The 26,204-nt window shown below is 51.7% G+C and carries 24 protein-coding genes; 11 read left to right on the top strand and 13 right to left on the bottom strand.

Annotated elements, in window-relative coordinates; translation table 11 throughout:
• Nucleotides 1–199 precede the first annotated feature (199 nt).
• Nucleotides 200–1,114: a LysR family transcriptional regulator gene (locus AC2A06_RS12745; RefSeq protein ID WP_484380532.1), complete on the bottom strand. Its 915-nt coding sequence runs from the start codon at nt 1,112–1,114 to the stop codon at nt 200–202.
• Between the two features lie 169 nt (nt 1,115–1,283).
• Between AC2A06_RS12745 and lysA the strand changes: the two genes are divergently transcribed.
• Nucleotides 1,284–2,540: a diaminopimelate decarboxylase gene (gene lysA / locus AC2A06_RS12750; protein ID WP_484380533.1), complete on the top strand. Its 1,257-nt coding sequence runs from the start codon at nt 1,284–1,286 to the stop codon at nt 2,538–2,540.
• Between the two features lie 44 nt (nt 2,541–2,584).
• On the opposite strand, the gene AC2A06_RS12755 is transcribed toward lysA, so the two are convergent.
• A complete protein-coding gene (locus AC2A06_RS12755) occupies nt 2,585–3,604 on the bottom strand; it encodes a LacI family DNA-binding transcriptional regulator (protein WP_484380534.1) in 1,020 nt (339 codons plus the stop codon).
• A gap of 219 nt (nt 3,605–3,823) precedes the next feature.
• A complete protein-coding gene (gene galR / locus AC2A06_RS12760; protein WP_023489632.1) occupies nt 3,824–4,855 on the bottom strand; it encodes an HTH-type transcriptional regulator GalR in 1,032 nt (343 codons plus the stop codon).
• A 613-nt stretch (nt 4,856–5,468) separates the two neighbouring features.
• Here galR and aas point away from each other — a divergent pair.
• Both aas and lplT read left to right on the top strand, forming a co-directional pair.
• Entirely contained in the window at nt 5,469–7,622 is a 2,154-nt protein-coding gene (aas, locus tag AC2A06_RS12765; protein WP_484380535.1) for a bifunctional acyl-ACP--phospholipid O-acyltransferase/long-chain-fatty-acid--ACP ligase, read from the top strand.
• A complete protein-coding gene (lplT, locus tag AC2A06_RS12770; protein ID WP_484380536.1) occupies nt 7,622–8,812 on the top strand; it encodes a lysophospholipid transporter LplT in 1,191 nt (396 codons plus the stop codon). The genes aas and lplT overlap by 1 nt, the downstream gene beginning before the upstream one ends.
• Nucleotides 8,813–8,877: 65 nt before the next feature.
• Here lplT and AC2A06_RS12775 read toward each other — a convergent pair whose 3' ends face one another.
• From AC2A06_RS12775 to mutH, 3 genes are all read right to left on the bottom strand, one after another.
• On the bottom strand, nt 8,878–9,918 hold the full coding sequence (locus AC2A06_RS12775; protein WP_484380537.1) for an NADP(H)-dependent aldo-keto reductase: 1,041 nt from the start codon (nt 9,916–9,918) through the stop codon (nt 8,878–8,880).
• Between the two features lie 400 nt (nt 9,919–10,318).
• Complete coding sequence (locus AC2A06_RS12780) at nt 10,319–11,032, bottom strand: TerC family protein (protein ID WP_484380538.1); 714 nt, start codon at nt 11,030–11,032, stop codon at nt 10,319–10,321.
• A gap of 119 nt (nt 11,033–11,151) precedes the next feature.
• Nucleotides 11,152–11,835 (bottom strand): DNA mismatch repair endonuclease MutH, encoded by a 684-nt coding sequence (mutH, locus tag AC2A06_RS12785; RefSeq protein ID WP_484380539.1) that lies wholly within the window; start codon nt 11,833–11,835, stop codon nt 11,152–11,154.
• Nucleotides 11,836–12,531: 696 nt separating this feature from the next.
• Here mutH and rppH point away from each other — a divergent pair.
• From rppH to AC2A06_RS12825, 8 genes are all read left to right on the top strand, one after another.
• The gene (rppH, locus tag AC2A06_RS12790) at nt 12,532–13,059 is read left to right on the top strand and encodes an RNA pyrophosphohydrolase (protein WP_484380540.1); all 528 of its coding nucleotides are present in this window, start codon (nt 12,532–12,534) and stop codon (nt 13,057–13,059) included.
• A gap of 12 nt (nt 13,060–13,071) precedes the next feature.
• Nucleotides 13,072–15,318, top strand: a complete 2,247-nt coding sequence (ptsP, locus tag AC2A06_RS12795) for a phosphoenolpyruvate--protein phosphotransferase (protein WP_473197043.1) — start codon at nt 13,072–13,074, stop codon at nt 15,316–15,318.
• 286 nt (nt 15,319–15,604) lie between these two features.
• A complete protein-coding gene (gene lgt, locus AC2A06_RS12800) occupies nt 15,605–16,477 on the top strand; it encodes a prolipoprotein diacylglyceryl transferase (RefSeq protein WP_023489624.1) in 873 nt (290 codons plus the stop codon).
• Nucleotides 16,478–16,483: 6 nt separating this feature from the next.
• Entirely contained in the window at nt 16,484–17,278 is a 795-nt protein-coding gene (gene thyA / locus AC2A06_RS12805; protein WP_023489623.1) for a thymidylate synthase, read from the top strand.
• A gap of 227 nt (nt 17,279–17,505) precedes the next feature.
• The gene (locus AC2A06_RS12810) at nt 17,506–18,006 is read left to right on the top strand and encodes a prepilin peptidase-dependent protein (protein ID WP_484380541.1); all 501 of its coding nucleotides are present in this window, start codon (nt 17,506–17,508) and stop codon (nt 18,004–18,006) included.
• Nucleotides 17,997–18,611: a prepilin peptidase-dependent protein gene (locus AC2A06_RS12815; RefSeq protein WP_484380542.1), complete on the top strand. Its 615-nt coding sequence runs from the start codon at nt 17,997–17,999 to the stop codon at nt 18,609–18,611. Before AC2A06_RS12810 ends, AC2A06_RS12815 begins: the two co-directional genes overlap by 10 nt.
• Nucleotides 18,608–19,060, top strand: coding sequence for a YgdB family protein (locus tag AC2A06_RS12820; protein WP_484380543.1), 453 nt, complete (start codon nt 18,608–18,610; stop codon nt 19,058–19,060). Before AC2A06_RS12815 ends, AC2A06_RS12820 begins: the two co-directional genes overlap by 4 nt.
• On the top strand, nt 19,050–19,430 hold the full coding sequence (locus AC2A06_RS12825) for a prepilin-type N-terminal cleavage/methylation domain-containing protein (protein WP_484380544.1): 381 nt from the start codon (nt 19,050–19,052) through the stop codon (nt 19,428–19,430). Before AC2A06_RS12820 ends, AC2A06_RS12825 begins: the two co-directional genes overlap by 11 nt.
• A gap of 160 nt (nt 19,431–19,590) precedes the next feature.
• Here AC2A06_RS12825 and maiA read toward each other — a convergent pair whose 3' ends face one another.
• The 7 genes from maiA to AC2A06_RS12860 all read right to left on the bottom strand — a co-directional run bounded on the left by maiA (nt 19,591) and on the right by AC2A06_RS12860 (nt 26,087).
• A complete protein-coding gene (gene maiA, locus AC2A06_RS12830; RefSeq protein ID WP_484380545.1) occupies nt 19,591–20,253 on the bottom strand; it encodes a maleylacetoacetate isomerase in 663 nt (220 codons plus the stop codon).
• Between the two features lie 56 nt (nt 20,254–20,309).
• Complete coding sequence (locus AC2A06_RS12835) at nt 20,310–21,326, bottom strand: fumarylacetoacetate hydrolase family protein (protein WP_484380546.1); 1,017 nt, start codon at nt 21,324–21,326, stop codon at nt 20,310–20,312.
• Between the two features lie 4 nt (nt 21,327–21,330).
• Nucleotides 21,331–22,713 (bottom strand): MFS transporter, encoded by a 1,383-nt coding sequence (locus tag AC2A06_RS12840; RefSeq protein ID WP_484380547.1) that lies wholly within the window; start codon nt 22,711–22,713, stop codon nt 21,331–21,333.
• Between the two features lie 142 nt (nt 22,714–22,855).
• A complete protein-coding gene (locus tag AC2A06_RS12845; protein ID WP_023489615.1) occupies nt 22,856–23,395 on the bottom strand; it encodes a VOC family protein in 540 nt (179 codons plus the stop codon).
• A gap of 134 nt (nt 23,396–23,529) precedes the next feature.
• Complete coding sequence (locus AC2A06_RS12850; RefSeq protein ID WP_484380548.1) at nt 23,530–24,711, bottom strand: acetyl-CoA C-acetyltransferase; 1,182 nt, start codon at nt 24,709–24,711, stop codon at nt 23,530–23,532.
• A gap of 9 nt (nt 24,712–24,720) precedes the next feature.
• On the bottom strand, nt 24,721–25,377 hold the full coding sequence (locus tag AC2A06_RS12855; RefSeq protein WP_023489613.1) for a CoA transferase subunit B: 657 nt from the start codon (nt 25,375–25,377) through the stop codon (nt 24,721–24,723).
• A 2-nt stretch (nt 25,378–25,379) separates the two neighbouring features.
• Nucleotides 25,380–26,087, bottom strand: coding sequence for a CoA transferase subunit A (locus tag AC2A06_RS12860; protein WP_473197053.1), 708 nt, complete (start codon nt 26,085–26,087; stop codon nt 25,380–25,382).
• Between the last annotated feature and the right edge of the window lie 117 nt (nt 26,088–26,204).

The following is a 26,204-nucleotide window of genomic DNA, read 5'->3' on the forward strand; positions in this document are numbered from 1 at the left end:
ATCCTTGGCGTTTTTGCCTATGCGCCGTAGCTACGTTCAGCGCCTTCAATGGCGTCAGCTTCCGTGCTTTTTTCAGCACTTATATCGTCTGCTGATTTTTAGTCATGGTTCAAGTGGAATTAAACTTAATAAATTGTTTTATAACAAAATTAATCATTATAGAGTTATTCAAAATCAAACTGGATTTTGTGGGGATTCGTCAGACCCCCGCCAATTTGGTGAGCAGTGTTTCTGCCTGCTGCTGCAAATGTTGAACAAAAGTGCTCACCAGTTCAGAAGAGGGGCGGTGTAGTGGGCGGATCAAACTCACCGTGAAGGGCACAGCCACACTAAAGGGCCGGATATGGATGCCGTTGCTGGCATAATCCAATGCGGTCAGTGGGTTGACAATCGATATGCCGACACCTTCTTTGACCATGGCACACACGGAAGCCGCGCTATGGGTTTCCAGCACCATCCGGCGCTCGACCCCTTGTTCATGGAACAGCGTATCCAGTAATTGCCGATAACTGTCGGTGGCAGACAGGCTGATAAAGTTCTCTGCTGTAAAGTCCTGTGGGGTGAGTTGTGCTTTAGCCAACAGGCGGTGCCCGGCAGGGAGCACACAGACTTCATTCATGGTCATTAACGTCATGCGTTCCGTGCCCGCTGGCGTCAGGGTATTTTCTGTCAAACCCAGGTCATAACGCTGTGCCGAGAGCCACTCTTCCAGCAGCGGTGATTCCTGCGGGATCACGCTGAAACTCACTTCAGGATAGCGGTCAACAAAGGGTTTACAGACTGCGGGCAGCAACGATTGGGAAAACACCGGCAAACAGGCAATGGACAGTTGGGCCTGCTGGAATTGGCGGATCCCGGCGGCCGCATTGGTGATACGCTCCAGGCCATAATAAGAGCGTTGCACTTCCTCAAACAATCTCAGCCCTTGCACTGTAGGCTGAAGACGACCACGTACCCGATCAAACAACGGTAACTGGATCAGCTTCTCAAAACGAGCCAGTTCACGGCTGACCGTCGGCTGCGAAGTTTGCAGCAGGGCAGCCGCTTCAGTCAGGTTGCCAGTGGTCATTACCGCATGAAAGATCTCAATCTGGCGCAGGGTTATGGCGGGCATATTTAGGCTCCATGAATCGGGTCTACCAGCGAGATAATGAGGCCGAGATCATTGAGCCATCTCGAAACTATACCTATATCATAAATGAATAGACTAGGCCTAAATAGATATTTTTCATACCAACTGGGTCGCGGCATGATAGGGAAAATTTGATGATGGAAACAAAGTTATGCCATATGCCTTGAATGATACCGCTACAGCACTTAATGCAACCAACCTGCTGGCATTACCAAAACGTTTTGGCTGCCCGGTATGGGCCTATGATGCGGATATTATTATTGATCGTATCAACCAATTGCATAATTTCGATGTGGTGCGTTTTGCCCAGAAAGCCTGTTCGAATATTCATATTCTGCGCTTGATGCGCGAGCACGGCGTGAAGGTGGATGCGGTATCGTTGGGGGAGATTGAGCGTGCGCTGAAGGCGGGTTTTGAGCCGGGTGGCGAGGAGATCGTCTTTACTGCAGATTTGCTCGATCAGGCTACGTTACAACGTGTCAGCGAATTGCGAATACCGGTTAACGCTGGCTCGATTGATATGTTGGAGCAACTGGGGCAGGTTTCCGCTGGGCACCCAGTCTGGCTGCGTATCAACCCCGGCTTTGGTCATGGTCATAGCCAGAAAACCAATACCGGTGGGGAAAACAGCAAGCACGGTATTTGGTATGCCGATTTGCCCCAAGCCATTGCTCAAGTGCAACAATACGGCTTGCAGTTGGTCGGATTACATATGCATATCGGCTCGGGTGTGGATTATCAGCATCTGGAGCGCGTATGCGACGCCATGGTGCAGCAGGTGATAGCGTTGGGGCAGGATATCAGCGCTATTTCAGCCGGTGGTGGTCTTTCCGTACCTTATCAGTTTGGTGAGGAAGCGGTGGATACTGAGCACTATTATGGTTTGTGGAATCGAGCTCGTGAGCGGATTGCCGCGCACCTGGGGCATCCGGTCAAGTTAGAGATTGAGCCGGGTCGCTTTCTGATGGCGGAGGCGGGGGCGCTGGTGGCAGAAGTACGCTCGGTGAAGCAGATGGGGAGCCGCCATTTTGTCTTGGTGGATGCCGGTTTCAATGATCTGATGCGCCCGGCAATGTACGGCAGTTACCACCATATCTCATTGTTACCCGCTGACGGGCGTAATCTAGAGCAGCAAGCGGAGCACGAAACCGTGATTGCCGGGCCGTTGTGTGAATCTGGTGATGTCTTTACCCAGCAAGCAGGGGGCGGCATTGAAACCCGCCTGTTGCCATCGGTGCAGGTAGGGGATTATCTGGTATTCCATGATACCGGGGCTTATGGCGCATCTATGTCGTCTAACTACAATAGTCGTCCATTATTACCCGAGGTGCTGTTTGAGCAGGGGCAACCACGGTTAATCCGCCGCCGTCAGACTATTGAAGAGTTGATTGGATTAGAACTGGTGTAAGTGGCCAGTGTGTTCGCCGGCCTCACGCTCGCCTAGCTGCAACTTTATGAACCAAGGGTAGCGGTGGCGTAGGGGCCGGGAATTACCGATTCACGCAGTTTTAGTTCACCAGTGAACGGGGTTAACGGTGGCAACGGTTGCCCATTAATCAGGCGCAACGCCTGGGTAATGGCGGTTTCGATCATGATATCGATCGGCAGATAAACCGTAGACAAGGCCGGTTGCAGGTAAGCCGCGCTGGGTTCGTCATCAAAGCCAAACAGTGAAACATCTTCTGGTAGACGTTTGCCGGCTTGTTGCAGCGCTTTCATCGCCCCAATGGCCATATCATCATTGTTGGCAAAGAGGGCACTGAAATGGCTGCTGTGGGCTAACAAGGTGTTGCAGCTGTGGTATCCCCCCGGCACGCTGCTATCGCTGTTGGCAACCAGCGCTGGGTTGAAGGCAATATTATGCTGTACCAAGGCCTGACGGTAGCCTGCTAGGCGTGCTTGGGCCGTGGGGGTGTTGATCGGCCCGGTAATACAGGCGATCTCACGGTGTCCTTGGCCAATCAGATAATCCACCACTTGGTAGGCAGCCTGCTGTTGTTCAAAGAACACGCAGCGTTCGGGTGCTTGGGGGAGGTTGCGGTTAACCACCATCACCGGCAAGCTTTCCACCAGCGCCATCAGTGCGCTTTCACTCATAAAGCGGGTATAGAGAATAATGGCATCACAGCGGCGGTCAGCCAGCAGATGCACTGCCTGCAATTCGTTTTCTGGCGTATTGTGTCCATCAGTGACGATCAAATGTTTGCCGTTAGCTTCTGTCAGCGTGGCGGCCTGGCGTAACAAACGGCCAAAATAGGGACCATCGAAATTGGACACCACCAGACCAATACTATTGGAGCTGTTATTGGCCAGTGATTGAGCAAGAAAGTTTGGCCGATAGCCTAACTCATCCATGGCCTTGAACACCGCGTCGCGGGTACTTTTTTTCACCAGACCGGTGTCATTTAATACGCGGGAAACGGTGGCTTTCGACACTCCCGCGCGAATGGCGACATCCAACATGGTGATCATTAGTCAGTAACCTCTATCAGTAGCGGCAGTAGTCAATATCGCTCAGTTTACCATAGGGGCTCTATACCTAGGTTCATTCAAGTTGCAGGTAGGCGGCAATTGAATGAATCCCTAGGAGCATAGCCCACTATGTGACTAGGGTGAGTGAGAGAAGCCAACAACCCTGTAGTTTGAATGGCGACGTGTATAAACCCGGTGATTAGCCAGGTCTAGGGATTATCAAGCATCGGTTGGATTTGGCTCAACTTGATGACTGATATTAGCCACTGAATGGCGGCGCACCAGCGTTGGGCTAAACATATTGGTGACTTCCGGCAGGGGTTGTTTGTTCGCCAGCGCCAAAGCCAGTTGTGCTGCTTGTGTCGCCATGGCTACCACCGGATAACGGATGGTGGTCAGGCGCGGGCGCAAATAGCGTGAAATCAAAACATCATCAAAGCCAATTAAAGAGAGTTGTTCCGGTACGTTGATGCTGTTGTCGCTGAGAACCGAAAGTGCTCCGGCAGCCATGGGGTCGTTATAACAGGTGATAGCGGTGAAGTTTTTGCCCCGGCTTAACAGTTCGGTCATCGCTTGTTCACCGCCGACCTCATCGGGCTCGCCGTAGGCAATCAGCTTTTCATCCACGGTGATACCCTGTTCCGCCAAGGCATCCCGATAACCTTGTAACCGATCGGTGGCGTCTGAAATCTGGTGGGTGGAACAAATGATAGCGATGCGTTGGTGGCCCTGCTGGATCAAATGTTGTGTTGCCAGCCAGGCACCGTAATGGTCATCCAGCGCCACACAGCGCTGCTCGAACCCTGGCAGGGTTCGATTGATCAGCACCATTCCCGGTATTTGTGCCATCCAGGCCATAAGTTCTTCATCGGTCAGCTTTTTGGCGTGGACCACCAAGGCAGCACAACGGTGGCGGAGCAGTTGTTCAATCGCCTGACGCTCTTTTTCAGCGTTGTGATAACCATTGCCAATCAGCAAAAAGTTGTGGGTGGCATAGGCGACCTGTTCCACGGCTTTGACCATGGTACCAAAGAAGGGGTCGGACACATCGGAAACGATCAAACCCAGGGTTTCAGTGGATTGTTGCGCCAGTGCGCGCGCATTGGCGTCGGGGTGATACTGCAGCGCTTGCATGGCATCTTGTACCGCAGTACGTGCACTTTCGCTGGTTTTGGGGGAGTGATTGATTACGCGTGATACTGTGGCTACGGAAACGCCCGCCAGCCTGGCAACATCTTTGATCGTGGCCATATCTCTCAACGTTTCCTGAGTAACTGCCTGATAACCGCCAGTCTTACGGAAAAAGCCACAAGCTGCAACTTGAATTATCAGACTATTTTCATCTGGGTTTGTCCATTTACTGGTTAAGACGTCGCCATTATGTCAACCAGAGGTGAAAAATGACATCGTTAGTTACATTTTGCACCTGACTGTTGCGATTAGCCGCTGGCAGTGATTGGCGATGACACGATAGATTAAGCGTCCCAGAGGTATTGATTGGTGAACATCAGCAAGTTGCTTGTTGAAACTGTTTGTTGAAACCATCTTGATTACACCAACCTACGCAAATGCGTAGGTTTTTTTTTACCTGTCATCTCTATATACTCCGTTCGTTATACCCCAAATGATTAGATTTGCTTGCGGGCGGAAAATCCGAGAGTCGCCAGGAACATAGCCCGCTATGTGACTGGTGCGAACGGAGGCAGTTCGCACCCAAGCAATTTGAAGTATCAAGGGGATATATATTTCAAGTAGCAAGGGTTCGGCTTATGGCTGAGGCATCCCTATCGCTATTCAAGCTACAGCGGTGCTGGCTACGTTATGGGGCCAATCCCTGAGCCCCTTAATCCCGTAGGAGAGTGGGATGTTATTATCTGTATTACGTGCGCTGTTTCGCTTGCTGTTTCGTGTTCGTGTTGAAGGTGATGCCAGCTATTTTGAACACCAGAAGTTGCTGATTGTACCGAATCACGTCTCTTTTATGGATGGTGCGTTGCTGGCACTATTCTTGCCTGTCAAACCGGTTTTTGCGGTTTACTCGTCGATTTCTCAACGCTGGTTTATGCGTTGGTTGAAACCCTTTATCGATTTCGTCCCGCTGGATCCCACCAAGCCAATGGCCATCAAATATCTGGTTCGGATGGTGGAACAGGGCAGGCCGATTGTCATATTCCCGGAAGGGCGTATCACGGTGACCGGTTCATTGATGAAGGTCTATGATGGCGCGGCTTTTATTGCCGCCAAGTCTGGTGCGACCCTGGTTCCTGTGCATATTGATGGCCTTGAGTTTAGCCGTTTTAGCCGTATGGCTGGGGTGTTTAAACTCCGTTGGTTTCCTGCAGTGAACATCACCGTCCTTCCTCCGACAACCTTGCCGATGCCGGAGGCTCCACGAGCCCGTGAGCGGCGGGAGTTGGCGGGTGACAAACTGTATCAGATCATGATGCAGGCGCGGATGGATAGCATTAAACCACAAACCCTGTTTAGTGCTTTATTAGCGGCGCAGTCTCGTTATGGGCGCAATAAGCCTTGTATCGAAGATATCTCCTTCAAGGAAGAGAGTTACCAACAGCTGATTAAAAAGGCGCTGGGGGTTAGCCGGATTCTGCAGCGTTTTACCCAACAAGGGGAGCATGTCGGCTTGTTGTTGCCGAATGCCACGATCACTGCTGCCGCTATCTTCGGTGCTTCGTTACGTGGCCGTATTCCTGCCATGCTCAATTACACCGCTGGCGCCAAGGGGTTAAACAGTGCGATGACTGCCGCGCAGATCAAAACCATTGTCACTTCGCGCCAGTTTCTGGAAAAAGGCAAGCTGACTCATCTGCCCGAGCAGGTACCTGAAGCCAATTGGGTCTATCTGGAAGATTTGAAAGATAGCGTGACCCTGCAAGATAAGTTATGGATCCTGCGCCATCTGTTCCAGCCAGAACGGGCCATGGTACCTCAACAGCCAGAGGATGCCGCCTTGATCCTGTTTACCTCTGGTTCAGAAGGCAATCCGAAGGGGGTGGTGCACTCTCACGCCAGTTTATTGGCCAATGTGGAGCAGATCCGCACTATTTCAGATTTCACGCCGCGAGACTGCTTTATGTCTTCGCTACCCTTGTTCCATTCATTTGGTTTAACCGTGGGATTATTCACCCCGCTAATGACCGGTAGCCGAGTGTTTCTTTACCCCAGCCCACTGCATTATCGGGTGGTGCCGGAACTGGTGTATGACCGCAACTGTACTGTGCTGTTTGGCACGGCGACGTTCCTCAATAACTATGCCCGTTTCGCTCACCCTTATGATTTTGCTCGCCTGCGCTATGTGGTGGCCGGGGCTGAAAAACTGGCAGAAAGTACCCGCCAAATCTATCAGGACAAATACGGGATTCGTATTCTGGAAGGATATGGGGTCACAGAGTGTGCGCCGGTGGTGTCGATCAACGTTCCTCTGGCCGCGAAGGTGGGGACCGTAGGGCGCATGATGCCGAAAATGGAAGCACGCCTGATGGCGGTACCAGGGATTGAGTATGGCGGCCGCCTGCAACTGAAAGGCCCGAATATTATGAAAGGCTACCTGCGGGTTGAGCGCCCTGGCGAATTAGAGCCCCCTGCTGCGGAAGATGAACATGGGGTACTGCAAGCGGGCTGGTATGACACGGGGGATATTGTCAGCTTTGATCAACAGGGCTATTGCACCATTCGTGGACGGGTAAAACGTTTTGCCAAGCTGGCGGGTGAAATGGTGTCATTGGAAAGTGTCGAACAGTTGGCATTGCGCCTGGCACCGGAAGGCTTACATGCCGCCACCGTGAAAAGTGACAGTGGCAAAGGTGAGGCGTTGGTCTTATTTACCAATACCCCCAGCCTCACTCGTGAGGCCTTGTTGCGCGTCGCGCGTGAGCAGGGTGTCCCGGAGTTGGCGGTGCCACGCGATATCCGTTTGCTGAAGGCATTACCGCTGCTGGGAAGTGGCAAAGCGGATTTTGTTACTTTACGCCAAATGGCTGAACAGCCGGAGAGTGTTTGATGAAGTCCCCTGATTCTTCGTTGTTATCACGCCCGATGATAGCGGTGATTTGCGCGCAGTTTTTTTCGGCTTTTGGTGATAATGCGCTGCTGTTCGCCACGTTGGCGTTGATTAAGCAATTAGAATACCCAGAATGGAGCCAGCCGGTTTTGCAAATGGCTTTCGTGGTGACCTATGTCATTATGGCGCCGTTTGTTGGCCAAATTGCGGATAACTTCTCCAAAGGGCGGGTGATGATGTTTGCCAACGCCCTCAAGGTGGGTGGTGCGTTGGTAATTTGTTTCGGCTGGGATCCTTTCTTGGGGTATAGCCTGGTGGGGGTGGGCGCGGCCGCCTATTCACCGGCGAAGTATGGCATTCTTAGTCAAATCACCAGCGGTGAAAAACTGGTTAAAGCGAATGGGCTGATGGAAGCCTCCACCATTGCGGCTATTTTGACTGGTTCATTGGCGGGTGGCTATCTGGCTGATTGGCATATTGTGGCCGCGCTGGTGGCTTGTGCCTTGATGTATGGTATTGCGGTGGTGGCTAACTGCTTTATCCCTCGTTTGCCAGCAGTGCATAAAGTCACCTCCTGGCGGCCTTCGGCGATAGGGCGCAGTTTCTTCAACGCCTGTGTGGTGCTGTGGAAAGATGGAATGACGCGTTTTTCGCTGCTTGGTACCAGCCTGTTCTGGGGGGCTGGGATCACCTTGCGTTTACTGTTGGTGATGTGGGTGCCAGTGGTGCTGGGGATTAACGATAATTCCACGGCCCCACAACTCAACGCCATGGTGGCGATAGGAATAGTCGGTGGGGCGGGGGTGGCGGCACGTTTTATTACTTTGGAAAACGTTAAACGTTGTATGCCTGCCGGGATATTGGTCGGGGTGGTAGTGGCGTTATTTGCCATACAAACCCATATATTGAATGCTTATGGTTTGTTACTGCTCATCGGTGTGCTTGGCGGTTTTTTTGTCGTGCCGTTGAATGCGCTGTTGCAGGAACGGGGTAAACAGTCTGTTGGCGCAGGCAATGCGATTGCGGTACAAAACCTGGGTGAAAATACCGCGATGCTGCTGATGCTGGGCCTATATTACTGGATGGTTGAATTAAAAGTGCCAGTAGTGACGATTGGCATTGGTTTTGGCGTGGTATTCGCCCTGGCTATCACGGCACTGTGGGTTGTTCATTTACGCTCTAAAGCCTAGCTTTTATCTGATTTCCGCTAACCAAGCACCGATATCAGGGCACGGAGTACCGTGCCCTGAGTGCTTTACGGCGCAGGGATGGTAAAGCGGCGATGGATCTCTTCCAGTGCCTGCAAGACTTCGTCATTGAGCACCAGATCAAAACTGCCAATATTGGTTTTCAACTGTTCGAGTGAGGTTGCCCCCAATAAGGTGCTGGCGACAAAAGGCTGTTGCCGCACAAAGGCTAAAGCCATTTGTGATGGGTCTAACCCCTGTTTTTTTGCCAGGGCGACATATTCGGCGACGGCCAATTGACTCTGTGGTGAAGTGTAGCGGGTAAAGCGGCTGAACAGGGTATTGCGGGCGCCCGCTGGCTTTGCACCGTTGAGATATTTGCCGGAAAGCGTACCAAAGGCCAAACTGGAATAGGCCAGGAGCTCCACGCCTTCGTGCCGGCTGATTTCTGCCAGACCAATTTCAAAACTGCGGTTCAGCAGACTATAGGGATTTTGGATTGAGACTATCCGTGGCAAATCATGCTTTTCTGCTAACTGCAGATAACGCATCACACCCCATGGTGTTTCGTTAGAGACACCGATATAGCGTATTTTACCGGCACGGACTTGCTCGTTCAGTGCTTCCAGGGTTTCCAACAGCGAAACAGCAACTTTCTCGTCGGTATATTGATAGTTCAGTTTGCCAAAACAATTGGTGGTACGTTGTGGCCAATGTAACTGATAGAGATCGAGATAATCGGTGTTGAGCCTTTTCAGGCTGGCATCCAGTGCGATACGGATATTTTTGCGATCTAACGCCTGCTCAGGGCGGATGCTATTGTCATTACCTCTTACCGGGCCACTCACTTTGCTGGCCAGCACAATTTTATCGCGACTGCCGCGTGCTTTGATCCAATTGCCAATATATTGCTCTGTCAGCCCTTGGGTAGCCGGGCGAGGGGGAACTGGGTACATTTCAGCGGTATCGATCAGGTTGATGCCAGCGGCTAATGCGTAATCCAGTTGGGCGTGGGCATCAGCTTCGCTATTTTGTTCGCCAAAGGTCATGGTGCCCAGCCCCAGCACGCTGACTTCTAAAGAACTGTGGGGAATACGGTGGTATTGCATTAACAGCCTTCCTTCAATGTTAGCACTTCCAGGTGACCTTCTGACGGGAGATACCCGGTGAGGCAGAAGTCAGAGATCCAAAGCCAATAAAACGCCTTGTCTGTATATATCCAAGCCGAGGGAAATAAGATAATAGTCGCTATTACTGAGCAATAGCGGTTAGCGCTTTGATCACCGGCTCAGACCCTAGTACCGATATCACATTATGCAATCAAGCCGCAAGGGTAGGTTAGCGATTAGCGCTTTTTATCTGCAGGATTAAATTGGCCGCTCGCCTAAATAGATGTTCACAATAGTGAGAGCGGTTTGAGCGATGCGGGTTAGCTGATTATGGTGTGCCTGCGTCAGAAGAATTGACATAAATTCAGGGGGAACAAGGTGCTCCCCCCTGGATTAAATTTTAGGCCGAGGGTGCTTTTTTGTTGCGTATCAGATTCAATGCTTCAACCGACATTGAGAAGAACATGGCAAAATAGATATAGCCTTTCGGAATGTGGATTTGCACGCTTTCCAGTATCAAGGTGAAGCCCACCAGGATCAAGAATGAGAGCGCCAGCATTTTCACTGAAGGATGGCGGTTAACAAACTCCCCGATTGGCCGTGCGGCAAACATCATTACCCCGACGGCAATCACTACCGCCGCCATCATAATAAACAGATGGTCAGACAGACCCACGGCGGTGATGACTGAATCCAGGCTGAAAATAATATCCAGTAACATGATTTGCACGATGGCCCCAAAAAAAGAGTGCACCTTGCTGTGCAGTTCTTCATTTGAGCCTTCAATAGTTTCATGAATCTCTTTACTGGCTTTCCAAATCAGGAATAACCCCCCCAGCAGCAAAATCAAATCGCGGGCGGAGATATTGAAATCCATCACCGAGAACAGCGGTTGCGTCAGGCGGATCACCCAAGCTATTGACGCCAACAGTGCCAAGCGCATCAGCATGGCTGCAGCTAAACCAATACGGCGAGCTTTGTTCTGCTGCGCCTTCGGTAATTTGGCTACCACCAAAGAGAGGAAAATAATGTTATCGATACCCAATACAACCTCAAGAATAGTCAGCGTGCCTAACGCTAACCAGGCATTGGGATCCATAATCCATTCAAACATTGCCGCTACATCCTAATAGAAAAACAAACCGGAATTATACGTGGTTCTCGGCAGCTTGGTACTGTTACTTAATACCCCGCTTAATCTTTATCGCCTTTAGGCCATTGTGCGAATCAACATCAGTTAATGGCGAAATGCCTTGCCAGCAGTGCACCGGTGAAGTTTTTCTTAAGATAGAATCCACGGGGCAGTGTCATAATCGGTTGGCCTTGCTCACCTATGGCTTCGGTTAGCGCTTTGCTGTTAGCGGCCTTGGGGCGTAGTTGCAGCACTTCCCCATGGCGCGCGGTGATGCGTTCCACCTGGCCAAGGACGATTAAATCCATCAGTTCTTCCCAATCGCGGCGTAGCATATCCTCTTCTTCCTGCGAGGGCTGCCATAACAATGGTGAGCCGATACGGCGCTGGGATAACGGAATTTGCCGTTCCCCCTCAACGGGTATCCACAGCACTTGTGCCAGTTTGTGGCGCACATGGCTACTTTCCCAAGTGACGCCACTGTTAGCGGTGAGGGGAGCCACACAGACAAACGTGGTTTCCAGTGGCCTACCGGTGCTATCCACAGGGATGGTTTTCAACTCAATGCCGAGTTCAGGGAAATCCTGCTCTGGTTTACTGCCCGCCATCGCCCCCAGACAGCGTTCCAGCAGGGTCCCTACCCAACCCTTATCACGCTTTAAATCCTTAGGGATATTGAGTTGTACACCCACGGCCAACTCACCGAGAGTGAAACCGGCTAACGCTTGCGCTCGTGCGAACAACTGCTGTGCATTTTCCGGTGGTAACGGAGACGAATATGTCATAAATCAAGCCCATGAGTTCTGGTTGAAAAATACACTGTATTTACTCACAGCCAAAATAAGGGTAGTGAGATCGAAAAGAATAATATTAATACTATGATTTATAATCGTTTTTTTTAATTTCCTGGCGGGTGCGAATTTTTTTATTATGGTTTGTTCATCGGTAGCCACCGACAATGAACAGGATCTTACCCCTATTTATCCACAGATTTATGGGATAACCCAGTTTTTTACTGATCACTGGTTTGATTTACAGCCTTGACGCGAGACTTTTTTTGCGAACTTGTCGGTTTTATAGGCCACTCTGGCGGATAAGCTGTGGATAAAATCGAGGGTGCTGTAACTTTCGCCAGAGAAAGAGATAAAAGCGCTAGCGATCGTAAGTTCACCTGACAAATCGTCCTTAATTGTTACTTAACTCATTGTATTTTAATGATATATTTTATTTTGGTGAAGCGCTATTTCTTAGGCTCTACAGAGTTGTACCAGCTTATCCCTTGAGTTTTTCACATACCTATCCACAGAAATAGTGAATAAAATCCGCTTAAAACCCTAAGCTGTGTTTATAACTTGGCCCATATCTGTGAGTTACCTGAATGTTATCCGAAGACATGTGCTGCAAAGCAGTGGTTTACCGCTTGTAGCTTGTGTGAAACAATCAGGTTATCAATACGAATTTATGCTTATCGAGGTAGTCCGGTGATCGATGATGATGGCTACCGCCCGAATGTTGGTATCGTAATCTGTAATCGTCAGGGGCAGGTCTTATGGGCTCGCCGTTACGGTCAGCACTCCTGGCAGTTTCCCCAAGGGGGTATCAATCCTGGGGAAACGCCGGAGCAGGCGATGTTCCGTGAACTGTTCGAAGAAGTAGGGTTGAATAAAAAAGAGGTGCGTATTCTGGCTTCAACCCGTAACTGGTTGCGCTATAAATTGCCAAAACGTTTGGTGCGTTGGGACACAAAGCCGGTTTGTATCGGCCAAAAGCAGAAATGGTTTCTATTGCAGCTCATGGGCAATGACTCTGATATCAATATGCAACGTAGCAGTACACCGGAGTTTGATGGTTGGCGTTGGGTGAACTTCTGGTATCCGGTGCGTCAAGTGGTCTCATTCAAACGGGATGTATACCGTCGGGTAATGAAAGAATTTGCTGTCACTGTGATGCCCATGCAGGAACAGGCAGTACAGCGGCAGGTCCCGATTTATCGCCGAAAGAGAGGTTAATTTAAACGGACTATGCTCACGCGCTTGCGAGAAGTGGTTGAAAAAGTAGCCGCGACGGCCAACCTGACAGAGGCGCTGGACCTTTTGGTCAATGAAACCTGTCTGGCTATGGATACTGAAGTCTGCTCTATTTATTTGGCAGACAGTGACCGTCGCTGTTATTACCTGATGGCCACGCGAGGGTTAAAAATGCCGCGTGGGCGCACCGTCACATTGGCCTTTGATGAAGGGATCGTCGGTCTGGTGGGGCGTAAGGCTGAGCTAATCAATCTGGCGGATGCGCACAGTCATCCGAGCTTCAAATATGTTCCACAGGTCAAAGAAGAGGATTTTCGATCTTTCCTCGGGGTGCCGATTATTCATCGTCGGCAGTTGCTGGGTGTTTTGGTGGTTCAGCAGCGTGAGCTACGCCAATTTGATGAAAGTGAAGAGTCCTTCATGGTTACCCTGGCCATGCAAATGGCCGGGATCCTCTCGCTCTCACAGCTGAATGCTGTTTTTAGTCAATATCGCCAGATCCGCATCCGCGCGTTAGCTGCCTCCCCAGGGGTTGCCGTGGCCGAAGGGTGGCTGGATAGTAGCCAACCTTCCCTCGATCAGGTCTACCAAGCCTCCACGCTGGATGTTGCCAGTGAACGTGAACGCCTGGTACTGGCTCTGGAAGCGGCCGGTGCTGAGTTCCGGCGTTTCAGCAAGCACTTTAACGCCAGCTCGCAAAAAGAGAGCGCGGCTATTTTCGATCTCTATTCTCTCTTGTTGAATGATGTCCGCCTGAAGCGTGAGCTTTTTACAGAAATAGAGACCGGTTCAGTGGCGGAATGGGCGGTAAAACAGGTGATTGAAGCCTTCGCTGCCCAGTTTGCGGCGTTGCAAGATACCTATCTGCGTGAGCGCGCCAGTGATTTGCGTGCACTCGGTCAGCGCTTGCTGTTTCATCTTGATGATAGCACTCAAGGGGCCACCCAGTGGCCAGCGCGTTTTGTGCTGGTGACCGATGAACTGACCGTAACGTTGTTGGCGGAGGTGCCGCAGGATCGTTTGGTAGGTGTGGTGGTGCGTGATGGTGCTGCCAACTCCCATGCGGCAATCCTGGTGCGGGCCATGGGCGTGCCAACGGTGATGGGGGCGGATATCCAACCGGCTTTGTTGGCACAGCGCCTGTTGATTGTCGATGGCTATCGCGGTGAATTGCTGGTCAATCCAGAACCGGTGCTGGTGCAGGAATATCAACGCCTGATCAGCGAAGAGCAGGAACTGAGTAAACTTGCCGAAGATGACGTTGAGCGGCCCGCCCGTTTGAAATCCGGTGAGCGAGTTCAGGTGATGTTGAATGCCGGTCTCTGCCCTGAACATGAACAAATGCTCGGTGGGCGGGTGGATGGTGTCGGTTTATACCGCACTGAACTCCCTTTTATGCTGCAAAGCGGCTTCCCGTCAGAAGAGGAGCAGGTGGCGCAATATCAGGGGATGCTGCAACTTGATCCGCAAAAGCCAGTCACGCTAAGAACATTGGATGTGGGGGCTGATAAACAGCTTTCTTATCTGCCGATTAGCGAAGAGAACCCTTGCCTCGGTTGGCGTGGCATCCGTATTACTCTCGATCAACCAGAAATTTTTCTGATTCAGGTGCGTGCCATGTTGCGTGCCAATGCGAGTACCGGGAATTTGGGGATCTTGCTGCCGATGATCACCAGCCTGGATGAAATTGACGAAGCTAAACGTCTGATTGAACGCGCAGGAAAAGAAGTGGAGGAGATGCTGGGGTATCAAATACCCAAGCCGAGGATCGGCATCATGCTGGAAGTCCCGTCGATGGTCTTCCTGATCCCTCATTTGGCGGCGCGTATTGATTTTATTTCCGTGGGCACCAATGATTTAACGCAGTATCTGTTGGCGGTCGATCGTAATAATACGCGCGTCGCTTCGCTATATGACAGCTTGCACCCGGCGATGTTACAGGTGCTCAAACTGATTATTGAACAAGGGACAGCTGCGGGGCTACAGGTTGGCTTATGCGGTGAACTGGCGGGTGATCCTATGGGAGCCTTGCTGTTGGTGGGCATGGGATACCGTCATTTAAGTATGAATGGTCGCAGTGTGGCACGTATCAAATACTTGCTGCGCCATATTGAATTAGCCGATGCGCAAACTCTGGCTCAGCGGGTATTGAGCGCCCAAGTCACAACCGATGTTCGCCATTTGATCGCGGCTTTTATGGAGCGGCGCGGTGTGGGGGGGTTGATCCGCGGTGGTCGTTGAAGTGAATACTTTACAGAATTTTTCCCGGTCAGCACGCTGAGGCACGGTTAAGGCTATGCTATGATGCGCCCTCTCTGCACAGAGTGCTTTTGAGCATTTTTGTAGTTACCGACCCCAGATGGGGAAGAATAATCGACATATACCCAAAATAATTCGAGTTGCTTGCAGGCGGAAAGCGATGGAAGCCCTAGGCGCATAGCCAACTAGGTGACCTGGGCGAATAACCGCAGCTCACACCCAGGCAGTTTGAATTATTAAGGGGATAACAGACATATTGTGGTGATAGATGAGTAATAACTATCTGGCGTTTCCTGACTTTGATCCGGTCATTTTCTCTATCGGCCCGGTTTCTTTGCACTGGTATGGTTTGATGTACCTGGTTGGCTTTGTGTTTGCCATGTGGCTGGCGGTTCGCCGGGCGAACAAACCAGGGAGTGGCTGGACTAAAGATGAAGTGGAAAACCTGCTGTATGCGGGTTTTGTCGGCGTGTTTGTTGGTGGTCGGGTAGGTTATGTGCTGTTTTATAATTTGCCCCTGTTTCTGGATAACCCCCTTTATCTGTTTAAAGTCTGGGATGGCGGCATGTCGTTCCATGGTGGCCTGATCGGGGTGATCCTGGTGATGTTGTGGTTTGCCCGCCGTACCAAGCGGAGTTTCTTCCAGGTCTCTGATTTTATGGCCCCATTGATTCCGTTTGGTTTAGGAGCGGGCCGCCTGGGGAACTTTATTAACGGTGAGCTTTGGGGGCGTGTGACGACTGACACCCCTTGGGCGATGCTGTTTCCTACCTCGCGCGCAGAAGATATTGCTGTTGCTGCCAGTAATCCTGATTTGCTGCCATTACTGAATCAGTATGGTGTATTGCCACGCCATCCCTCGCAACTGTATGAGTTGGTATTGGAAGGGATCGTACTGTTTATTATTTTGAACTTGTTTATCCGCAAGCCACGCCCGATGGGGGCAGTTTCTGGGCTGTTCCTGATTGGTTATGGCGCATTCCGTATTATTGTTGAAATGTTCCGCCAGCCGGATGCTCAGTTGGGTCTGTTTGACGGCATCATCAGTATGGGGCAGATCCTCTCTGTGCCGATGGTGCTCGCGGGTATTATTATGATGATTTGGGCTTATCGCCGTCGTCCACAGCCACATTTGTCGTGAGGAACCATGCAACAGTATCTGGATTTGATGAACAAAGTGCTCGCCGAGGGCACCCCTAAGGCTGACCGCACCGGCACTGGTACCTTGTCGATTTTCGGCCACCAGATGCGTTTCAACTTGCAGGAAGGTTTCCCGCTGGTGACCACGAAAAAATGTCACTTGCGCTCGATTATTCATGAGCTGTTGTGGTTCTTGAATGGCGATACCAATGTGGCTTACCTGCGTGAAAATAAAGTCACCATCTGGGACGAGTGGGCTGATGAAAATGGTGACCTGGGGCCGGTCTATGGCAAACAGTGGCGAGCCTGGGGTGCTGCCGATGGCCGCCAGATTGACCAGTTGAGCAACGTTTTACAGCAACTGAAGCAGGATCCAGACTCACGGCGGATCATTGTTTCAGCTTGGAATGTGGGCGAGCTGGATCAAATGGCGTTGGCACCTTGCCATGCCTTTTTTCAGTTTTATGTCGCCGATGGCAAACTTTCCTGCCAACTGTACCAGCGTTCTTGCGATGTATTTCTTGGTTTGCCATTCAATATCGCCAGCTATGCGTTGTTAGTGCATATGATGGCACAGCAGTGTGATCTGCAAGTGGGTGATTTCGTCTGGACGGGTGGGGATACGCATCTGTACAACAACCATATGGAACAGACACAGTTGCAATTAACACGTGAACCGCGCCCCTTGCCGCAGTTAGTGATTAAACGCAAACCTGCATCACTGTTTGATTACTGCTTTGATGACTTTGAGATCACCGGTTATGACCCCCATCCGGCGATCAAAGCGCCAGTGGCCATCTGACGTTTAGGGGCACAACCCGTTGTGCTCTCTCCGTTTGTCGAACCTAAGGCTCAGCATTTGCTGAGCCTTAGGTTTTTGTACGGTACTTGAATCGCGACCAGTGAATTGTGCGATGTTGAGCATAACTTTATCTCGCTTGTTGCCGCACAGAAAAAAACTTTGCTCGCCGCTTTCCAATCAACATTATCTCCGCTGTTACCGCTCTGCGGGCCAATTACACTGGCTCCATGAACCAATATCACGCTCACTCTTATCGGCAACATGGCCTGACACTGATTGAATTACTGTTGGTGATCGTGCTGGCGGGGATGTTGACCTCATGGGGCGTTAACCAGTGGCACCATTACCAGCAATTGGTGAGGCTGGAACAGACGGCTTTGCAATTACAGGCATTTTTGATGCGGCTACAGGCTGATGCTAACTGGCATAACCGCAATGCCTTGTTGTGGTTGCAGCCAGGAGATCATTGGTGTGTCGGCAGTGGTACGCCGATGTCCAGTTGCCACGCTCAGATTAACGAGGTATTTACGCCAGAACACTCAGGGGTGGTGTTGCAGGAGTTTACTCAAAAAGAGATGGGGTTTTATGGTGTGCGCAATAACGCCCAAGCCGGGCACCTGGTGTTAGGTAACCCGGTTGGCCGTATACGCCTGGTGTTGTCCGCCAGGGGGCGGATACGCTTATGCAGTGAAGAGGTCGCTATTCGGAGTATTCCCCCATGTCATTAGATCGTATGTCATTAGGCCGTATGTTATTAGACCGCAAGCTATTAGAGCGTGGTTTTACCTTACCGGAGGTCATGCTGGCGATGACGGTGGGTAGCATGATTACGTTGGCGGCAGCCAAAGCCTTACCGATTTTGCGCCAACAAACGGTTAATGTGGGGCATCACTACCGTTTGGATCTGCTATTGCGTCAGTTAGTGTTCACTATTGATAAGGATCTGCGGCGTAGTGGCTTTTGTGCCGGAGAGTGCCAGGGGCGCCCTCTGTTAATCAGTCGCGTGGCGGGGGAGGCACCGGCCAGTTGTGTCATCGTGGCTTATGACCTAAACCTTAACGGGCGTTGGGAAGAGGGCGGAGAGGCGGAATATTTTGGCTACCGCCTGCGCGCTGGGGCTTTGGAAGGGCAACGTGGTGTTAGGCATTGCCAGGGATCCGGCTGGGAGCGTTTACTCGATCCGCAGGAGGTACAAATTGAATCCTTCACTGTTCGCCAGATAACCCGTAGCGGGGGGAAATCTTTTATTCTGCTGGGGTTAACTGGGCGTTCAAGCATACAGGAAACGATACAAAGTCGTTTGGAGTGGGTGGTGAGTATGGAGGCTCAGTGAAGAGACAGAGGCAAAAGGGGGGCAGCACGCTGGTGGCGGTGATGTTACTTCTGGTGATGGGGTTAATGTTGCTCACCGCCCAGCAGCGGCAATTAGACAGTGCATTATTACTGGCGGTTGACCAGCAGCGTTACCTGCGAGCCTATAATCAGGCCGCCTCAGCATTAAGTTGGGGGTTGTCACAGCCATGGCCGCAGAGCGTTTTGCAGAGCAGCAGGTGGTATTGTCTGCCAGTAAACAGCGATGCTTTACAAGCCTGTGCCCGCTACTCCTCCCGCACAGATATTGTGGTGGTGCGTGGTGCTGGAGCGCCGCTGGGTGGCGAACCTTTGTGGTTATACCAACTGGCGACGGAAGTCCAAGATATGGGTAATAGTCGGTTTAAGGCCCAAAAAGGGGGCTGGCTGGATTTTTGCCCAGAGAAGCGAGAGCGCGATTGTGCGGACTGATCGGATAGAGCGGATAGAGCCGGTAGAGAGAGATGGGCAACGGGGTTTTAGCCTGCCTGAAGTGTTGGTTGCCGCGTTGTTGTTCGCGGTGTCACTACTGGGGTTGTTGCAATATCATCAAATTTTGTTGCAAGGCTTTCAACGACAATGGCAATACCGCCATGCCTGGTCGCTGGCACATCAACAATTAGAGATGCTCGATATCGCGACCGATATGCCCGATCCGCTACTCACACTACCACTCAATTGGCATAGCACTGTTGAAAGCCATATCGGGGCAGGCAACTGTCTCAAGCGCACGGTAAAGATTCAAACGGCGCTGCGGCAACAGGTTGAACTTAGCCGGTGGTATTGCAAACCACCGGGCTAAGTCACTCTTAGAGATTAGGGATTAGTATCGCTGGGCGTTGATATTTAGACTTATACCCAAGTTCAATGAAGTTGCAGGTAGGCGACAAGTGAGAGAGACCCTAGGAGCATAGATAACTATGTGACTAGGGCGTACGAGCGTAGTCAACAACCCTGCAGCTTTACTGCTGAAGGGTATATTCGGCATCTGGCTGATTGATGGGAGAGGCCGCCTGGAAGGCGGGCAGTTCTTCACAGGCTTGGTAAATCTGCTGGATAGTCGGCATTTGCTCCAGTGAGCAATTGAAACGTTGCGCATTGAACACTTGTGGTACTAGGCAGCAGTCGGCTAACCCAGGGGTATCGCCATGACAAAAGCGACCGGTTCGAGGATCATCGACGAGCATTTTCTCAATGGCCAGCAAGCCTTGGTTGACCCAATGTCTGTACCAAGTGGTTTTATCATCGGCCGATATGTCGAACTGCTTGGTAAGAAAATTCAATACTCGGAGGTTGTTGAGCGGATGAATATCGCAGGCGATGATCTGGGCAATACTGCGAACTCTGGCGCGGTCCGCAGAGCGAGCGGGTAGCAGCGGCGGTTCGGGATAGACTTCTTCCAGATACTCGATGATAGCCAGAGACTGCGCCAGATGGCCGCCCTCGTTCGTTTCAAGACAGGGCACGGTCCCGAGTGGACTGATCGCGCGATAGCTGATTGAGTTCTGTTGGCCACCGTCTTTCAATAAATGTACTGACTCGGTCTCGTATGGCAGCCCCTTGAGATTGAGGGCGATACGCACCCGGTAGGCGGCCGAACTTCTGAAATAAGAATAGAGTTTCATCGTTTTTATCCAAACAGGGCGGGAACCCTTGTGGATGGATCACCCGCCCTGGATCCTTAGGTGATATCTGGTTGGACTTGCTGTTCAATGGCGCCGAACAGGCTCTGGTTATGCTGGTCAAACATTTCAATTTTTACGCTGTCGCCAAATTTCAGGAAGGGCGTTTTGGGTTTGCCAATTTCAATGGTTTCGTACATTCTGACCTCAGCCAAACAGCAATAACCAACCCCCCCATTGCTAATCGATGAGCCATACAAATCCCCCTGTTTGTTCGAGACGGTTCCTGAGCCAATAATAGAACCCGCTGTCAACTTGCGGGTCTTGGCAGCATGGGCAATCAACTGGGGGAAGTTGAAGGTCATGTCCTGGCCAGCATTGGGATTGCCAAAAAGGCGCTGATTGATATGGACTGTTAGCGGACGATGAACTCGGCCATCATGCCAATCCTCGCCAAGCTCGTCCGGTGTAATGGCCACCGGACTAAAGGCTGATGCTGGTTTTGACTGGAAAAAACCGAAACCCTTGGCCAATTCAGAGGGAATCAGATTGCGTAAGGAAACATCGTTAACCAGCATGAGGAGGCGAATGCTGCTCGCGCTCTGTTCCTGTGTTGCGCCCATGGGGACATCACCGGTGATTACGGCGATTTCGGCTTCGAGGTCAACTCCCCAGTCTTCTGAATTCACAACAATGGGATCCCGTGGTCCGACGAACGAATCGGAGCCCCCCTGATACATCAAGGGGTCAGTCCAGAACTCTGCGGGCAGTTTGGCACCGCGAGCCCGGCGGACCAGTTCGACATGATTGACATAGGCGGAGCCGTCGGCCCACTGGTAAGCACGCGGCAGCGGCGAGTGACAGTGTTCAGGGTCAAAAGTCTCGGCCGTCTGTAATTGCCCGTGATTCATCGCATGGTAAATTTCATGTAGTTTGCCTTCGACGCTATCCCAGTTATCTAGAGCGTCTTGCAACGTATGGGCGATGGCAGGAACCGATTGGCAATGGGTTAGGGCACGATTCACCACCACCAGTACGCCGTTACGATTGCTGCTCTTCAAAGTGGATAATTTCATGTTGTTACTCCAAGTTCGATGACGATGTAGGGTGTTTTTGACGACTCAGCGTGTGACTAGGGTTTGCTTGTGTGGTTTGTTCGAACCGAGCAAACAGCAGGACCAAGACAATGACGACGGACGGTATGGCAACCAGCTGAAACAAGCTGTCCTGGCCCCAGTTCAAACCGATAAGCTGCCCGCCGACCACTGGGCCGATCACTGATCCGATCCGACCGATCCCCAGGCTCCAGCCTACACCAGTGGTTCGTAGCGCCGTCGGGTAGTAGCTGGCTGCCATGGCGTTGATCGCCGGCTGACCACCGACCACGGCAAAACCAGTGATGAAGACCACGGCAAACAACAGGTAAACTGCGCCCACCGAATGGCCGATTAAGGCGATGAACAGGGTGGCTACGGCGAAACACGGCACCAGAACACGCTTGAATCCGACATTGTCTATCAGTTTGCCCATCGCAAGGGTGCCGATGATTCCGCCCAGTTGTAGCGTGGCCCCCACCAATACGGCGCTCTCAAGGCTTAACCCCGCCGTTTGGGCAATGGTTGGTAGCCAATTGGACAGAAAGTAGAGGGCGATCATATTGAGGAAGCTGATTGCCCAGATCGCCAACGTACCGGCCATCCTGCCATCCTGAAAGAGCGCCATAAGGGGAACGCCACGGCTATTTTGTTCGCCAACGACCAAGACCATGTCGTGGGAAATAGGTTGAGCAGGAAAGATTTTCTTGCAGACAACCAGCGTTGAGGCAGAGGTTTTACCTGTAAGCACTTGGAACTGAATGGATTCCGGTAGATAACGGATCATCAGCACGGCGATAAACAGCGGCAAGATACCGCCGAGATAGAAAATTGATTGCCAGCCATAGGTCGGAATCAGTGCGGCCGCGATGGCACCACCGAGCATGGCACCCACCGTGAAGCCACAAGAAATCATCATCATGATAGAAATTCGCTTGCGCTTCGGGCTGAACTCACCGCAAAGCGCCATCGAATTGGGCATGATGGCACCTAGCCCCAGCCCAGTGATAAATCGAATAGCGATCAATTCCTGGAGTGTGCTGGCAAAGGGGGTGACTAACATGCACAAACCAAAAAAGAAGGTGGAAACGATAAGAACGGGGCGTCGCCCAAGTTTGTCGGCAACCATACTGAATAATAACGAGCCGATGAGTAGTCCAAACAGACCGGCACCGAATACTGGCCCGAGAGAGGATTTGTCGATACGCCAGTCGTGAAGTAACGCTGGGGCGACATAGCTCATCGCCTGAACATCGAAGCCATCAAGGACCATACAAATTGCGCAGAGGATAAAAATTCGCCACTGAAACTTGCCGATGGGACTTTCATCAATCAGCCTGACGACATCAATTTTTGCAGTCAAGGTCATGTAATGCCTCCTTGCCACCCTTGAGACGCTTTTAGACAACGCGTCTCTCGACGATTAGCACGTCGCTCTGATGTGGCTTAATGCGGTTAGTCGGTTATATGCCTGGGGGTATTTAGGGCCCTAACACCTAGAACATAATCGGTTACTCCGTATAGCTGCCGTCGTGCATCCAGCGGGCGTGCTGGGGGGCTTGTTTGGTCTGGGACCACTCGTTGAGCATTTCCCACTTAACGTCATCAAGTAACTTCGCCATCTTCGGTGTGCCGATATTGGTCGCCAATTCAAGGCGATGGCCACTGGGGTCGAAGAAGTAAATGGATTTGAAAATGGTGTGGTCAGTGGGGCCGACGACTGAAATACCATCAGCTTCGAGTTTGCTCTTCACCTCCATCAGGACATCAACCGAGTTAACTTCTAAAGCCAGGTGTTGAGTCCAGTTCGGCGTATTCGGATCTCGTCCCATTTCAGGCTTGGTGGGTAATTCGAAGAACGCCAAAATACTGCCGTTGCCTGCATCCAAAAAAATATGCATGTAGGGATCCGGCTCTTTGGTCGAGGGTACCTGATCCTCGGCAATGGCAAGGATGAAGTTCATGCCCAAGTACTTTTGGTACCATTCGACAGTCTCTTTGGCATCCTTACAGCGATAAGCGACATGGTGAATTTTTTTGATTAGTTGCATGGTTAGTCTCCAAATATCAGGTATAGGTCGGCGTTTCAGTATGGGTGACACGCCGTCAGGGTCATCAATACACTCACTACAGCTCCTCGCTATCAGGGTGAGATTCGATGACAGAATGAAAAGTTAAGGGCATGTCAGCGAGCCAGCGTCATGGCAATGCCTTGTCCGCCCCCCTCGCAGAGGGTAACCAGCCCTTTTCTGACGTCACGGCGCTGCATTTCGTAGAGCAATGTCACCAGTGTCCGACAGCCGGATGCGCCAATCGGATGGCCCAGGGCAATGGCTCCGCCGTTGACATTGACCTTCTGGTTATCCCAACCGAGCGCTTGGCCTACCGCCAGTGATTGCGCGGCAAAGGCTTCGTTAGCCTCGATTAAGTCCACTTCATCCAGAGACCAGCCCGCCTGCCGTAGAGCACGCTGGCTGGCACTGACCGGGCCAATCCCCATCAGCGCGGGGTCGACACCGGTGACAACACAGCTGACAATTTGACCTAACACCGGCAAGCCAAGCTGGTGCGCTTTATCACGGCTCATCAGCAAGACTGCAGCCGCGCCGTCGTTCAGCGTAGAGGCATTCCCAGCGGTGACGGTGCCGTTTTCCTGACGAAAAGCCGGGCGTAGTTGTGCCAGTTGTTCGAGCGTGGTGTTGGCGCGAGGTTGTTCATCGCTATCAACGATACGGGTTAACTTCCGACCTTGTTGAGTAGAGATCGGTGTTATCTGTTGGGTGAAAAAGCCTGCTTCGATGGCGGCTGCCGCTTTTTGCTGCGACTGTAGAGCGAAAGCGTCCTGCGCTTGGCGGGTGATCTGGTATTTTTCAGCCAGATTTTCTGCTGTATCCCCCATATGATAATGGTTGAAGGCATCCCATAGCCCATCGGTAATCATGCTATCCCGCATCTGGGTATGGCCGAACCGCAGCCCTTTACGCACACCCTCCAGCAGATAGGGGGCGTTGCTCATGCTTTCCTGCCCCCCGGCGATGACTACCTGCGCGTCACCACAGCGGATCGCCTGAGCAGCCAATTGCACCGCTTTCAACCCGGCACCGCACACTTGGTTTATGGTTGTTGCTGGAATGTCTACGGACATTCCGCTGGCGATGGCTGTCTGGCGAGCGGGGTTTTGTCCGCACCCGGCAGCCAGTACCTGACCGAAAATCAACTCATCAACCTGTGCCGCGGCAAGTGGGTTCTGCTTCAGGAGGCTACGTACCGTGCAGGCACCCAGTTCTACCGCAGAGAGCGAAGCGAGCGCACCACCCAAACTGCCGATCGGTGTTCTTGTTGCACCAACAATCACCACGTCCTTCATGTTTGTTCCTCAGTTGAAACGCATTTCGCGTATATCGTTTGGGATAATCAGCGGGCCGGCGGTTTTGCTGATGATCTCCCCAATGCTCACGCCAGGGGCGTACTCGCGTAAAACGAATGCCCCGTCGGCTATTTCCAGCAGTGCAAGGTCAGTCAGAACCCGACGAATACAACCAACGCCGGTCAGGGGGAGGGTGCAACGAGAGAGCAGTTTTGATTCACCTCCTTTAGCAGCGTGGGTCATCATGACAATGATGTTTTGCGCACCGGCAACAAGATCCATCGCCCCTCCCATGCCCTTCACCATTTTCCCTGGGATCATCCACGAGGCGATGTTGCCCTCAACATCCACCTCAAAGGCCCCCAGAACGGTCAAATCCACATGACCGCCACGGATCATGGCAAACGATTGAGCTGAATCGAAAATCGCCGCACCAGTGCGTGCCGTTACGGTCTGCTTACCGGCGTTAATCATATCGGCATCGATATGCTGTTCATCGGGAAAGCCACCCATACCCAAGAGTCCATTTTCCGACTGGAGCATCACATCTATTCCTTCAGGGATATAGTTCGCCACCAGCGTCGGGATGCCGATTCCCAGGTTGACGTAGTCACCATCACGTAGCTCTTGCGCCACGCGCATAGCCATCTGTTCGCGGTTCAACATGATCAGCTCCCCTCCTGGCGTAACGTGCGTTGTTCAATACGTTTTTCAACATGCCCAAGAATTAGCCTGTCAACGTAGATACCTGGGGTATGAATAGTGGCGGGGGGTAACTCACCCGGCGGAACAATTTCCTCCACTTCGACCACCGTTATCCGGGCGGCTGTCGCCATAAGTGGGTTAAAGTTCTGTGCGGTATGGCGATAAATCACATTGCCGTACCAGTCTGCTTTCCACCCTTTGATCAGCGCAAAATCGCCCACCAGAGATTCTTCCAGGATGTAATGTTGTTTACCGAACTGGCGAACTTCTTTGCCTGTGGCGACGGGTGTGCCATATCCGGTAGCGATATAAAAGGCCGGGATACCGGCACCGCCCGCACGAACTTTTTCTGCCAGTGTTCCCTGCGGTGTCAGCTCCAGCTCCAGCTCACCACTGAGTACCTGTTGTTCAAATAAGGCGTTTTCACCCACATAGGATGCCACTACCTTGCGTACCTGGCGGGTTTCGAGCAGCATGCCGAGGCCAAAATCATCCACACCACAGTTATTCGAGACGATGGTTAAGTTTTGCACCTGGCGCCGCTTGACTTCAGCAATCAGATTTTCAGGTATGCCGCAGAGTCCGAAGCCGCCAGCAAGAACGGTCATCCCGTCTTTCAGCCCGTCCAGTGCCTGCGCATAATTGACGACGCGTTTATCCAATCCAGCCATGTTTATCTCTCCGCTTGACCCATGGCGCTATCATTGATGGGAAACACTGATTTGTTAATTTTGAATTTGTGACTCAATCATTTGTTTTTTTTATTAATAAGATGTTAACTAATTGTT

It is taken from the genome of Serratia sp. HNCC26DJ244 (assembly GCF_057180565.1).

What these genes read in the sequence shown, in the direction of transcription:
- lysA (WP_484380533.1), top strand. Translation starts at nt 1,284, where the DNA reads ATGCCATATGCCTTGAATGATACCGCTACAGCACTTAATGCAACCAAC.
- AC2A06_RS12780 (WP_484380538.1), bottom strand. Translation starts at nt 11,032, where the DNA reads ATGTTTGAATGGATTATGGATCCCAATGCCTGGTTAGCGTTAGGCACG.
- AC2A06_RS12755 (WP_484380534.1), bottom strand. Translation starts at nt 3,604, where the DNA reads ATGATCACCATGTTGGATGTCGCCATTCGCGCGGGAGTGTCGAAAGCC.
- AC2A06_RS12840 (WP_484380547.1), bottom strand. Translation starts at nt 22,713, where the DNA reads ATGACCTTGACTGCAAAAATTGATGTCGTCAGGCTGATTGATGAAAGT.
- maiA (WP_484380545.1), bottom strand. Translation starts at nt 20,253, where the DNA reads ATGAAACTCTATTCTTATTTCAGAAGTTCGGCCGCCTACCGGGTGCGT.
- AC2A06_RS12775 (WP_484380537.1), bottom strand. Translation starts at nt 9,918, where the DNA reads ATGCAATACCACCGTATTCCCCACAGTTCTTTAGAAGTCAGCGTGCTG.
- aas (WP_484380535.1), top strand. Translation starts at nt 5,469, where the DNA reads ATGTTATTATCTGTATTACGTGCGCTGTTTCGCTTGCTGTTTCGTGTT.
- AC2A06_RS12815 (WP_484380542.1), top strand. Translation starts at nt 17,997, where the DNA reads ATGTCATTAGATCGTATGTCATTAGGCCGTATGTTATTAGACCGCAAG.
- thyA (WP_023489623.1), top strand. Translation starts at nt 16,484, where the DNA reads ATGCAACAGTATCTGGATTTGATGAACAAAGTGCTCGCCGAGGGCACC.
- AC2A06_RS12860 (WP_473197053.1), bottom strand. Translation starts at nt 26,087, where the DNA reads ATGGCTGGATTGGATAAACGCGTCGTCAATTATGCGCAGGCACTGGAC.
- ptsP (WP_473197043.1), top strand. Translation starts at nt 13,072, where the DNA reads ATGCTCACGCGCTTGCGAGAAGTGGTTGAAAAAGTAGCCGCGACGGCC.
- AC2A06_RS12810 (WP_484380541.1), top strand. Translation starts at nt 17,506, where the DNA reads ATGAACCAATATCACGCTCACTCTTATCGGCAACATGGCCTGACACTG.
- mutH (WP_484380539.1), bottom strand. Translation starts at nt 11,835, where the DNA reads ATGACATATTCGTCTCCGTTACCACCGGAAAATGCACAGCAGTTGTTC.
- AC2A06_RS12745 (WP_484380532.1), bottom strand. Translation starts at nt 1,114, where the DNA reads ATGCCCGCCATAACCCTGCGCCAGATTGAGATCTTTCATGCGGTAATG.
- lgt (WP_023489624.1), top strand. Translation starts at nt 15,605, where the DNA reads ATGAGTAATAACTATCTGGCGTTTCCTGACTTTGATCCGGTCATTTTC.
- AC2A06_RS12845 (WP_023489615.1), bottom strand. Translation starts at nt 23,395, where the DNA reads ATGCAACTAATCAAAAAAATTCACCATGTCGCTTATCGCTGTAAGGAT.
- galR (WP_023489632.1), bottom strand. Translation starts at nt 4,855, where the DNA reads ATGGCCACGATCAAAGATGTTGCCAGGCTGGCGGGCGTTTCCGTAGCC.
- AC2A06_RS12855 (WP_023489613.1), bottom strand. Translation starts at nt 25,377, where the DNA reads ATGTTGAACCGCGAACAGATGGCTATGCGCGTGGCGCAAGAGCTACGT.
- lplT (WP_484380536.1), top strand. Translation starts at nt 7,622, where the DNA reads ATGAAGTCCCCTGATTCTTCGTTGTTATCACGCCCGATGATAGCGGTG.
- AC2A06_RS12850 (WP_484380548.1), bottom strand. Translation starts at nt 24,711, where the DNA reads ATGAAGGACGTGGTGATTGTTGGTGCAACAAGAACACCGATCGGCAGT.
- AC2A06_RS12835 (WP_484380546.1), bottom strand. Translation starts at nt 21,326, where the DNA reads ATGAAATTATCCACTTTGAAGAGCAGCAATCGTAACGGCGTACTGGTG.